This is a genomic window from Shimia sp. R9_1, assembly GCF_017743775.1.
Lineage (GTDB): Bacteria > Pseudomonadota > Alphaproteobacteria > Rhodobacterales > Rhodobacteraceae > Shimia.
This window is the reverse complement of the sequence record NZ_JAGHRN010000009.1, coordinates 37,665-47,741: the sequence shown is the minus strand read 5'-3', so window position 1 is coordinate 47,741 and position 10,077 is coordinate 37,665. Positions and strand designations below refer to the sequence as shown.

Annotated in this window: 8 protein-coding genes, 2 tRNA genes and 1 pseudogene; 6 read left to right on the top strand and 5 right to left on the bottom strand. The window is 61.2% G+C overall.

The window, feature by feature from the left end:
- The 6 genes and pseudogenes from tuf to J7399_RS19890 all read left to right on the top strand — a co-directional run.
- Positions 1–197 (top strand): annotated as a pseudogene (gene tuf / locus J7399_RS19915) (elongation factor Tu); the annotation flags it as partial.
- Between the two features lie 243 nt (positions 198–440).
- Positions 441–2,006 carry an ABC transporter substrate-binding protein gene (locus tag J7399_RS19910; RefSeq protein ID WP_247742991.1) on the top strand — a complete coding sequence of 522 codons (1,566 nt, stop codon included), beginning with the start codon at positions 441–443 and terminating at the stop codon, positions 2,004–2,006.
- A 110-nt stretch (positions 2,007–2,116) separates the two neighbouring features.
- The gene (locus tag J7399_RS19905; RefSeq protein WP_209089384.1) at positions 2,117–3,097 is read left to right on the top strand and encodes an ABC transporter permease; all 981 of its coding nucleotides are present in this window, start codon (positions 2,117–2,119) and stop codon (positions 3,095–3,097) included.
- Positions 3,097–4,038, top strand: a complete 942-nt coding sequence (locus J7399_RS19900) for an ABC transporter permease (RefSeq protein WP_209081500.1) — start codon at positions 3,097–3,099, stop codon at positions 4,036–4,038. Before J7399_RS19905 ends, J7399_RS19900 begins: the two co-directional genes overlap by 1 nt.
- Positions 4,038–5,756, top strand: coding sequence for an ABC transporter ATP-binding protein (locus J7399_RS19895; RefSeq protein ID WP_209089381.1), 1,719 nt, complete (start codon positions 4,038–4,040; stop codon positions 5,754–5,756). The genes J7399_RS19900 and J7399_RS19895 overlap by 1 nt, the downstream gene beginning before the upstream one ends.
- Positions 5,757–5,860: 104 nt before the next feature.
- On the top strand, positions 5,861–6,352 hold the full coding sequence (locus J7399_RS19890; RefSeq protein WP_209089378.1) for an SAM-dependent methyltransferase: 492 nt from the start codon (positions 5,861–5,863) through the stop codon (positions 6,350–6,352).
- A gap of 58 nt (positions 6,353–6,410) precedes the next feature.
- Here the strand turns inward: J7399_RS19890 and J7399_RS19885 are convergent, their stop codons facing one another.
- The 5 genes from J7399_RS19885 to glpX form a co-directional block, all read right to left on the bottom strand.
- Positions 6,411–6,626 carry a hypothetical protein gene (locus tag J7399_RS19885; protein ID WP_209089375.1) on the bottom strand — a complete coding sequence of 72 codons (216 nt, stop codon included), beginning with the start codon at positions 6,624–6,626 and terminating at the stop codon, positions 6,411–6,413.
- Between the two features lie 228 nt (positions 6,627–6,854).
- Positions 6,855–6,929: transfer RNA gene (locus tag J7399_RS19880), tRNA-Glu, on the bottom strand.
- Positions 6,930–6,977: 48 nt separating this feature from the next.
- Positions 6,978–7,052: transfer RNA gene (locus J7399_RS19875), tRNA-Glu, on the bottom strand.
- A 189-nt stretch (positions 7,053–7,241) separates the two neighbouring features.
- Positions 7,242–8,990, bottom strand: coding sequence for a single-stranded-DNA-specific exonuclease RecJ (recJ, locus tag J7399_RS19870; protein ID WP_209089371.1), 1,749 nt, complete (start codon positions 8,988–8,990; stop codon positions 7,242–7,244).
- Between the two features lie 90 nt (positions 8,991–9,080).
- A complete protein-coding gene (gene glpX, locus J7399_RS19865; RefSeq protein ID WP_209089368.1) occupies positions 9,081–10,055 on the bottom strand; it encodes a class II fructose-bisphosphatase in 975 nt (324 codons plus the stop codon).
- Between the last annotated feature and the right edge of the window lie 22 nt (positions 10,056–10,077).

The following is a 10,077-nucleotide window of genomic DNA, read 5'->3' as shown; positions in this document are numbered from 1 at the left end:
AGTTCTACTTCCGTACAACTGACGTGACCGGCACTGTTGAACTGCCAGCGGGCACCGAGATGGTGATGCCTGGCGACAACCTGAAGTTCAACGTTGAGCTGATCGCACCGATCGCAATGGAAGCCGGTCTGCGCTTCGCGATCCGTGAAGGCGGCCGCACCGTTGGTTCCGGTGTTGTGTCCAAAATCGTCGAATAATCAGACCTTCTGATTTTTGACACGGAAGGGGGTGCCATTTGGCGCCCCCTTTTGCTTTGGCGCGTGCATGACCGGCTTCATTTTGCCCGCTGCCTCCTGTTTGCGCGCCTGTGCGAATTGCGGGTTTTTCTCGATTTAACAAGTTCATAAATTTCGCTGCCCTCTTGCTTTCACCCCCGCTCTGGGGTGAGACTTCCAAACAGGCTCGCTGGTGTAAGGCGAGAGGAAAAACAGGGGACTATTATGAAACGCGTCTTTTCAGCGGCTCTGGCTGCGGCGGTCTGCGCTGCGCCTGCTATGGCCGAGACTTTTAAATGGGCGGGCACAACCGACCCGCAGACCATGGACCCGCATGCGGTGAACTCCGCGCCGGTTCTGGGCTTTCTGAACAACGTTTATGAAGGGCTTGTGCGGCGCGACAAGGATATGTCCGTGCAACCTGCGCTGGCCACCAGCTGGGAGCCGATCGGCGAGGGCGCAGGCTGGCGCTTCCATCTGCGCGAAGGGGTGACCTTCCATGACGGCGCGAGCTTTGACGCTGAGGATGTGCTGTTCTCTTATCAGCGCGCCTCCAGCGAAGTGTCTGACACCCGCAGCTGGTTTGCGCCGGTGTCTGAGGTCAAAGTGGTGGATGACTACACTGTCGACATCCTGACCAGCGCGCCCAATCCGATCTTCCCGGACAGCATTGCCAACTGGATGATCATGGACAAAGACTGGGCCGAGGCCAACAGCGCCGCGCTGCCTGATAAGGAAAACGGCAACTACGCCACGCTCAACGCCAATGGCACCGGGGCCTTCAAGGTCACCGCGCGTGAGCCAGGCCTGCGCACCGAGCTGGCACCGCACGATGGCTGGTGGGACGAAGCCACCCACAACATCACCAAAGCGGAATTCACTCCGATCCAGAACGCCGCCACCGCTGTGGCCGCGCTGCTGTCTGGCGAAGTGGACATGATCAACCCTGTGCCAATCCAAGACGCCGCGCGTCTGCAGGGGCAGGACGGTGTGCAGATCATTCAGGGCATCGAAGCCCGCGTGATCATGCTGGGCTTTGCGCAGGATGCGGACGAGCTGAAATACGGCGCGGATGCGGGCAAGCCTAACCCGTTCAAAGATGCGCGCGTGCGCGAAGCCGTGGCCAAAGCGGTGAATGTGGACGCGATCCTGCAAACCATCATGCGCGGCAATGCAGAACCTGCCAGCCAGCTCGTGAGCCCGGCCATGCGCGGCTTCTCCGGCGCCAACTCGGAACGCCCGGCCTTTGACGTGGACGGTGCCAAGGCGCTGCTCGCAGAAGCCGGCTATGCGGACGGCTTTGAGTTTGGTCTGAAATGCCCCAACAACCGCTATCTGAACGATGAGGCGGTCTGTCAGGCGGTCACTTCCATGCTGGCCAAAGTCGGCGTGACGGCGCAACTCGACGCCATGCCGGTGCAGAACTACTGGCCGGAGCTGCGCGCGGATAACTTTGACATGTATCTCTTGGGTTGGTCCCCGGGCACCTTTGACGCAGAGCACCCGATCCGCTTCCTGGCCTCCACGCCAAATGCAGAGAAGAAGCTCGGCAGCTGGAACTTCGGCGGCTACTCCAACGCCCGCATTGATGAACTTCTGCCGATGATCCAGTCGGAGATTGACGACGGCAAACGCCAGATGATGCTCGATGAATCAGCCAAGATTCTGCAGGACGAAACCGCCTATGTGCCGATGTATGTGCAACCTCTGGTTTGGGGCGCGCGCGACAACGTCACGCTGATCCAACGGCCGGATAACTTCTTTATTCTGCGCTGGGTAAACGTGCAATAAAACTGCTGAAAAATGAGGCGTCGGGCAACACTCCGACGCCTCATTTGCTTTGCTTGACCCCATCTGAAGAAGGGCGCAAGGAACCCCCATAAAAACAAAGGGACGCAGTGATGCTGACGTATGTCATTAAACGAGTGTTACAGTCCGCGCTTGTGCTTCTGATCGTGGGGCTTGTTGCTTTCAGCATGTTCCGTTTTGTCGGTGATCCCATCGACAACATGCTGGGTCAGGAACGCACGGACGCCGACATCTCCCGCCTGCGGGCGGAACTGGGATTGGATGAGCCATTCCCCTTGCAATATTACAAATTCCTCGAAGGGGCCGTGCAGGGCGATTTTGGCGTGAGCTATCGTCAGGGCCGCCCCGTGGGGGAGATCCTGCTGGAGCGCGCGCCTGCCACGCTGGAGCTGGCGGCTGTGAGCGGCTTTCTGGCGATCTCCATCGGCATTGGGTTGGGCGTGTTTACCGCCATCCGGCGCGACGGGTTCATGGCCAATGCGATCATGTCGGTCTCGCTGATCGGGGTCTCATTGCCCACTTTCCTCATAGGTATTCTGCTGATCTATCTCTTCTCTGTGGAGCTCGGCTGGCTGCCGTCCTTCGGGCGTGGGGATGTTGTGAAAATAGGGTGGTGGAGCACCGGCCTTTTGACTGCAACAGGCCTGAAAGCCATCATTCTGCCCGCGATCACGCTGGGGCTTTACCAGATGACGCTGATCATGCGTCTGGTGCGCTCTGAGATGCTTGAGGTGCTGCGTCAGGATTACGTGCGCTTTGCCCGTGCCCGTGGCCTGAAGGCCCGCACGGTTAACTTCCGCCATGCGCTGAAAAACACGCTGGTGCCGGTGATCACCGTCACAGGCCTGCAGCTTGGCTCGATCATCGCCTTTGCGATCATCACCGAAACGGTCTTCCAGTGGCCCGGTGTTGGCCTGCTGTTCATCAACGCGATCCAGTTTGTCGACATCCCGGTGATGGCGGCTTACCTCATGCTGATCTCGGTGATGTTTGTGGCCATCAACCTGATCGTTGACCTTCTTTATTTTGCAATTGATCCGCGCCTGCGCACGGATGGTAAGGGGGCGCACTGATGTCTGACCAAACCTCAACCGCGCCGCAGTCCCGACTGGCGAAAGCCTGGGACAGCGACTTCGCTTACAACTTCCGCCGCTCGCCGGTGGCTGTGGTGTCTTTCCTTGTGGTGATGCTCTTGGTGCTGAGCGCCATCTTCGCCCCGCTGATTGCGCCTTATGACCCGTTTGATCCCGCCTCGCTGGATCTGATGAACGGTTTCACCGCGCCGATGGCGCCCAATGATTTCACCGGAGACACCTTCTGGCTGGGCACCGATGATCAGGGGCGCGATGTGTTCTCCACCATCCTCTACGGCATGCGGATTTCGCTGTTTGTGGGCTTCTCTGCTGTGCTGTTTGCCATGGTGCTGGGCATCACGCTGGGCCTGATCGCGGGCTATGTCGGCGGCTGGGTGGAAACCATCATCATGCGCGCCGCTGACGTGCAGCTCACTTTCCCCGCCATTCTGGTGGCCATGCTGATCTTTGGCATCGCCAAAGGCATCACCCCGATTGAGCATCAGGACACGATGGCGATCTGGGTGCTGATCCTCGCGATTGGTCTGTCCGACTGGGTGCAGTTTGCCCGGGTGGTGCGTGGCGCAACGCTGGTGGAGAAGGACAAAGAGTATGTGCAGGCCGCACGTATGATTGGCCGGGGCCGTGGCATCATCATGCTGCGTCACATCCTGCCAAATGTGCTGTCGCCCGTGCTGGTGATCGCAACCATCTCTCTTGCACTGGCCATCATCGCAGAGGCGACGCTGTCCTTCCTGGGTGTGGGTGCGCCGCCGACCCAACCGTCGCTGGGCACGCTGATCCGCATCGGGCAACAGTTCCTGTTCTCCGGCGAATGGTGGATCATCCTCTTCCCCTCCGCCACGCTTCTGGCGCTGGCGCTGTCTGTGAACCTGCTGGGCGACTGGCTGCGTGATGCATTGAACCCGAGGCTGCAGTGATGAGCGATACACTTCTTGATATCGAGGGCCTCTCGGTCCACTTCCCGACCCGTCGCAAGCTCTTTGTGGCGGTGAACAAAGCCAACCTCGCGGTGGAGCCCGGTGAAATCCACGGTCTTGTGGGCGAATCCGGTGCCGGTAAATCCACCATTGGTGCGGCTGTGATGGGCCTGCTGGAACGTCCCGGTCATATCGCGGGCGGCACGGTCAGCTTCAAAGGGGAAGCGATCAGCGGGCGGGATGCCGAAGGCATGCGCGCCCTGCGCGGGGCCAAGATCTCCATGATCTTCCAGGATCCGCTGACCTCGCTGAACCCGCTTCTGACCGTTGGCCAGCAATTGGTGGAAACCATCCAGTTCCACCTCAAGCTTTCCGATGCGGACAGCAAGGCGCGTGCGATTGAGCTCCTCGATCGGGTGGGCATCCCCAACCCGAGCGAGCGCATCAATCAATATCCGCACCAGTTCTCCGGCGGCATGCGCCAGCGGGTGGTGATTGCGCTTGCACTGTGTTCAGAGCCGGATGTGATCATCGCGGATGAGCCTACAACGGCGCTCGACGTTTCCATTCAGGCGCAGATCCTTGAGCTGATCAAGGAACTCGCGCGGGAGCGCCAGACCGGCGTGATCCTGATCACCCACGACATGGGTGTGATCGCGGACACCACCGACAAGGTGACCGTGATGTATCAGGGTGAGGTTGTGGAAAGCGGCACCACCGAGCAGGTGCTGGGTGCGCCCCAGCATGAGTACACCAAGTCGCTCATTGCCGCCGTGCCACGCCCGACACTCAAGGTGCATCGCTTCCCGCAGCTCTCGTACGGGGGCCGTCAGATCACCTTTGAGATCGAAGATCTGGCGCGCAACTGGAAGCGCCCGGAGCCGACCAAATCCGGCACGCTGCTGAAGGTCGAAGGGCTCACCAAAACCTTCCTGCAAAGCGGGTCGATCATCCCATCTCGTCGCAAATACTTCACCGCCGTGGACAAGGTCAGCTTTGACATCCGCGAGGGTGAGGTCTTTGGCATCGTGGGGGAAAGCGGCTCGGGCAAATCCACCGTCGCGCGGATGATTGCCACGCTGTATCAGACCAACGGCGGTAAGATCTTCTTTGACGATCAGGAGGTCACCAGCCTCAAGACCGCCAAGGATCTGGAAAGCTATCGCCGTCAGATCCAGATGATCTTTCAGGATCCCTTCTCAAGCCTCAACCCGCGCATGCGGGTGGATGAGATCATTGCGGAGCCGGTGCGCCACCACAAGCTGCTGGAAGGCGACGCCATTCAGCACCGCGTGGATGAGCTTCTGGAGCGTGTGGGGCTTGGTTCTGAAGCCGGGCGCAAATACCCGCATGAGTTCTCCGGCGGTCAGCGCCAGCGGATCTCGATTGCCCGCGCATTGGCCACCCAGCCGCGCTTCCTGATCTGTGATGAGCCGACCTCGGCGCTGGATGTGTCCATTCAGGCGCAGATCCTAAACATCCTCAAGGATCTTCAGGAGCATCTGGGCCTGACCATGCTCTTCATCAGCCACGACCTGCCGGTGGTGCGCCAGATGTGTGACCGTGTGGGCGTGATGCGTCAGGGGCAGATGGTGGAGGTGGCTGACACCGAAACCCTCTTTGCCAGCCCCAAGCAGGCCTACACGCAGGAGCTTTTGAGCCTCATGCCAAGGCTTGAGGGGCTCTCCACCGAAGGGCTGGAAGGCGAGATCGTCTAAACGTCAGAAACACACCTTGAAAGCGCCGCCATCGAGCGGCGCTTTTTTATGGCGCCTCGCCAAGCTCTTGGGCAGGATGTGCGCCAAGAGCCAAGGAGAGCACCATGTCTGAAACTCTACCTGAACTGCGTGACGGTGAAAGCCAGCTGGGATTTGATCCGCTTGAACGAGTGGACGCAGAGCTGCGTTTCATTGGGCGCATTCACACCCCGTGGCAGCGCGGCGATTGCCCCAAGAATGTCACCCGCGCCCGGGAGAGCGGGCAGGGGGCGTCGATCTCGCTGGAGCCGGGGTTTGCGGAAGGTCTGACCGGGCTGTCTGTAGGGGACGGGATTTTGCTGTTTTACTGGATGCATCGGGCGCGGCGCGATCTGATCACCCAGAGGCCGCGTCACAAACCGGAGGCACAGGGCACATTTGCGCTGCGTTCTCCCAACCGGCCCAATCCGATTTCGCTCGCGGCGGTGCGGATCACATCACTGGATCTCGCGGCGGGCAGGATTGGCATTGATGCCATCGACTGTTTTGATGGCACACCGCTTTTGGACATCAAACCCAGCGCCCCAGCGGTGGATGTGCCGCCTGCGCTGCCCTAGGGACGCACAGAAGCGTAGGGGGGCGCAGAGGGAGCGGCTGAGGCCCTCTGGGGCGCTGTCAGGCGCGGATCTTCAGGGTTGGGCCGTTGGGCGACGTATGCGGCCAGATACGGCGGTTCAGATTGCCGGACGGCGGCGGAATGAGCGCGAGGTCCGCATCTTTGCATGAGGCGAGGATGAAGGCCCCGGAACGCGCCTTGATACGCTCTGACCGCGACGTGGCCGGGCATGCGCTTCTGGGAAGCACCCAAACTGACAGATGTGTCTTACTCATTTTACCCCCACATGTGGTTTTCGGAGACGAGCCATGGCTGCGGCGAATCCGATTCCGTTAAAAGACCTTCGTTGAGACCCAGATTTAGCGGGGATTGGTTAACGAAGAGTCTGCGCCCGAAAGATGTGGGGATTTATAGTTCACATCTTAAGCGTGCATTGCGTGTGCAGGAAGGCGCACAGGCAAAGCGGCTTGTGGCGAAGGATTTCTGCAATTTTCATAAGGAAGTGGCAGCCCGTAGGGGAATCGAACCCCTCTTTCCAGGTTGAAAACCTGGCGTCCTAACCGATAGACGAACGGGCCACTGTGGCGATTTTCAGGAAGAGGTCTTCTCAAAAATCTCGCTTCGACTGGCAGCCCGTAGGGGAATCGAACCCCTCTTTCCAGGTTGAAAACCTGGCGTCCTAACCGATAGACGAACGGGCCGTGCCGAAGCGTGAGGCGTATCTAGTGAATGGCGCGGGTGGGCGCAAGCGGAAATTTGAGCCTTTGTGACGATTTTTTTCAGAAAGCTGTTTTGGCGGGTTTGGGGCGTGATGCGGGGGCTTTGCCCCCATCGCGTCAGAGCCGCGATTCCCCCAGGATATTGGGGGAATGAGAAGGCTTTGGTGCGGCTCAGGCGGCTTTGGCCGCATCCTCCAGACGCAGCTGCACAGATTGGCGGCCGCCCCATGTGTTGATCTCCAGACGGCCCGCCAGATGGAATCGCGCACCGCCATGTGATTCCAAGGCCGTCCCCAGCGCGGTGTCATAGGCGCCAAAGGCAATCGCATCGATACGCGCGCCGAATCCATCGCCAAAGGTGAGCTTGAGGTGGCTTTCGCCCACCCGTTTGGTGAAGCGAATCTCCACATCCGGAAAGGCAAAGCGCGGGGCAGGAGCGCCTGCTCCAAAGGGGCCAGCCTTTTCGATGTCGGTGATCAGCTCAACCGTGGCCGCGGTGGGCATCAGCAGGCTGTCGAGTTTCAGATCCGCCGGCCCCATGTCGCCTGCGCCCTGTTTGGCCATCAGCTCGGTGAGCCGCGCCATGGCGGGCTCCAGCTGGTCACGGGCCACGGTCAGGCCGGCGGCCATCTTGTGCCCGCCGCCTTTGATCAGCAGCTCTTCCGCGGCGAGCTTTTGAATGGAGGCGCCGAGATCCACACCGGAGACAGAGCGGCCAGAGCCTTTGCCCTCGTCCCCGTCAAGGCCGATCACAATGGCGGGGCGGTTGGTGGCCTCTTTCAGACGGGAGGCGACAATGCCGACCACACCGGGGTGCCAGCCTTCGCCTGCGGCCCAGACCAGCGGCGCATCCAGCCCACGCTCTTCGGCCTGTGCCATGGCCGCGGCACGCACAGCGGCCTCAATGTCGCGCCGCTCGGTGTTGAGCTCATCGAGTCGCTCCGCGAGCGCCTTAGCTTCTTGTTCGTTGTCGGTGGAGAGCAAGCGCGCGCCGAGGTCGGCCTGTCCGATGCGCCCGCCTGCGTTCACACGTGGCCCCAGCAGAAAGCCGAGGTGATAGCTGTTGGGGGCGCTGTCCATGCGGCTCACATCCGAGAGTGCCACGATCCCGGTGCGGTCCCGCCGCGCCATGACTTTGAGGCCCTGACGCACAAGCGCGCGGTTCACCCCCACCAGGGGGGCCACATCCGCCACCGTGCCAAGCGCCACCAGATCAAGCATCGCCATCAGATCGGGCCCACGTGTGCCATCGGCCTCGCGCATCTGGCGGTTGGCCTCCACCAGCATGAGAAACACCACTGCCGCCGCGCAGAGATGGGCCAGATCACCGCTTTCATCCTGTCGGTTGGGGTTCACCACCGCCACACAATCGGGCAGGGTCTCGCCGCCCAGGTGGTGGTCGAGCACAATCACATCTGCCGCCTTTGCCGCCGCAATCGGCCCGTGGCTGAGCGTGCCGCAATCCACACAGATGATCAGGTCATGGTTGGCGGCCAGCTGCGCCATGGCGGCCTCATTGGGGCCATAGCCCTCATCAATGCGATCCGGCACATAGAGCGTGGCCTTCAGCCCCATATGACGCAGCCATGTGATCAGCAGCGCCGCAGAGGTGCCGCCATCCACGTCATAATCTGCAAACACCGCGATGCGCTCACGTTTGCGCACCGCTTGCAGGAAACGCGCGGCGGCGGTCTGCATGTCTTTGATGCCGCGTGGATCGGGCAACAGGTCTGCGAGGCGCGGCTCCAGAAAGTTCTCCGCTTCCGCCGCTGTCACCCCACGCCGCGCCAAAACTGCACAGAGTGCCGGGGGCAGGGTGGTCTCCTGCGCCAGCAGCTCGGCAGCGCGGGTGGCCTCCACATCCGGCCCCAGCCAGCGTCGTCCGGTCAGGCTTTCGGATACACCAAGGAAGTCGGTCATGGGCAGGGCTTTCATCTTATCAAAAGGCCCGCCAAAGAGGCGGGCCGTAAGGGGCGCTTTGGCCCAGTCAATCAGTGCAGCGTGCTGTGATCAAGAGGTCTGATCGACGGGCGCGCGGTAGGTCATGCGACGCACGGAACCGGACTTGGAGCGCATCAGCAGGGTCTCGGTTTCGATCCAGCCCGGGGTGCGCTTGATGCGCGGCAGCAGAGAGCCGCCGGTCACGCCGGTTGCGGCAAAGATCACGTCCTGTGTGACCATCTCGTCGCGGGAGTAGATGCGGTCCAGATCGGTGATGCCGGTCTTGGCGGCGCGGGCGCGCTCGTCATCGTTGCGGAACACCAGACGGCCCCACATCTGACCGCCCATGCATTTCAGCGCGGCTGCCGCGAGCACACCCTCTGGCGCGCCGCCACGGCCCATATACATGTCGATGCCGGTTTCTTCGGCTTCGGCGCAGTGCATCACACCAGCCACGTCACCATCGGTGATCAGGCGGATGGAGGCGCCGGTGGCGCGCACTTCGGCGATCATGTCTTCGTGGCGCGGACGCTCCAGAATGCAGACGGTGATGTCGGAGGTGTCACAGCCTTTGGCTTTGGCCAGCGCTTCCACACGCTCTTTCGGGCTCATTTCCAGCGAAACAACATCTTCCGCGTAGCCCGGGCCGATGGCCAGCTTGTCCATATAGGTGTCCGGCGCGTGCAGCATGGAGCCGCGCGGGCCCATGGCGATTACGGTCAGCGCGTTTGGCATGTCTTTTGCGGTCAGCGTGGTGCCTTCCAGCGGGTCCAGCGCAATGTCCACGCCGGGGCCGTTGCCGGTGCCCACTTCTTCGCCGATGAACAGCATCGGCGCCTCGTCGCGCTCACCTTCACCAATCACCACAACACCGGCGATGTCCAGAAGGTTGAGCTGCTCGCGCATGGCGTTCACAGCGGCTTGGTCTGCGGCTTTCTCATCGCCGTTGCCAATCAGCGCTGCGGAGGCAATCGCTGCCTGTTCGGCCACACGGGCCAAACCGAGAGACAGCATACGGTCGTGAAATTCCGGCGTTTGGGACATGGGGTGATCCTTATGTGCTTGC

Bases quoted from the DNA above. Each gene is read 5' to 3' on its own strand.
- J7399_RS19910 (WP_247742991.1), top strand. From the start codon at position 441: ATGAAACGCGTCTTTTCAGCGGCTCTGGCTGCGGCGGTCTGCGCTGCG.
- J7399_RS19905 (WP_209089384.1), top strand. From the start codon at position 2,117: ATGCTGACGTATGTCATTAAACGAGTGTTACAGTCCGCGCTTGTGCTT.
- J7399_RS19900 (WP_209081500.1), top strand. From the start codon at position 3,097: ATGTCTGACCAAACCTCAACCGCGCCGCAGTCCCGACTGGCGAAAGCC.
- J7399_RS19895 (WP_209089381.1), top strand. From the start codon at position 4,038: ATGAGCGATACACTTCTTGATATCGAGGGCCTCTCGGTCCACTTCCCG.
- J7399_RS19890 (WP_209089378.1), top strand. From the start codon at position 5,861: ATGTCTGAAACTCTACCTGAACTGCGTGACGGTGAAAGCCAGCTGGGA.
- J7399_RS19885 (WP_209089375.1), bottom strand. From the start codon at position 6,626: ATGAGTAAGACACATCTGTCAGTTTGGGTGCTTCCCAGAAGCGCATGC.
- recJ (WP_209089371.1), bottom strand. From the start codon at position 8,990: ATGACCGACTTCCTTGGTGTATCCGAAAGCCTGACCGGACGACGCTGG.
- glpX (WP_209089368.1), bottom strand. From the start codon at position 10,055: ATGTCCCAAACGCCGGAATTTCACGACCGTATGCTGTCTCTCGGTTTG.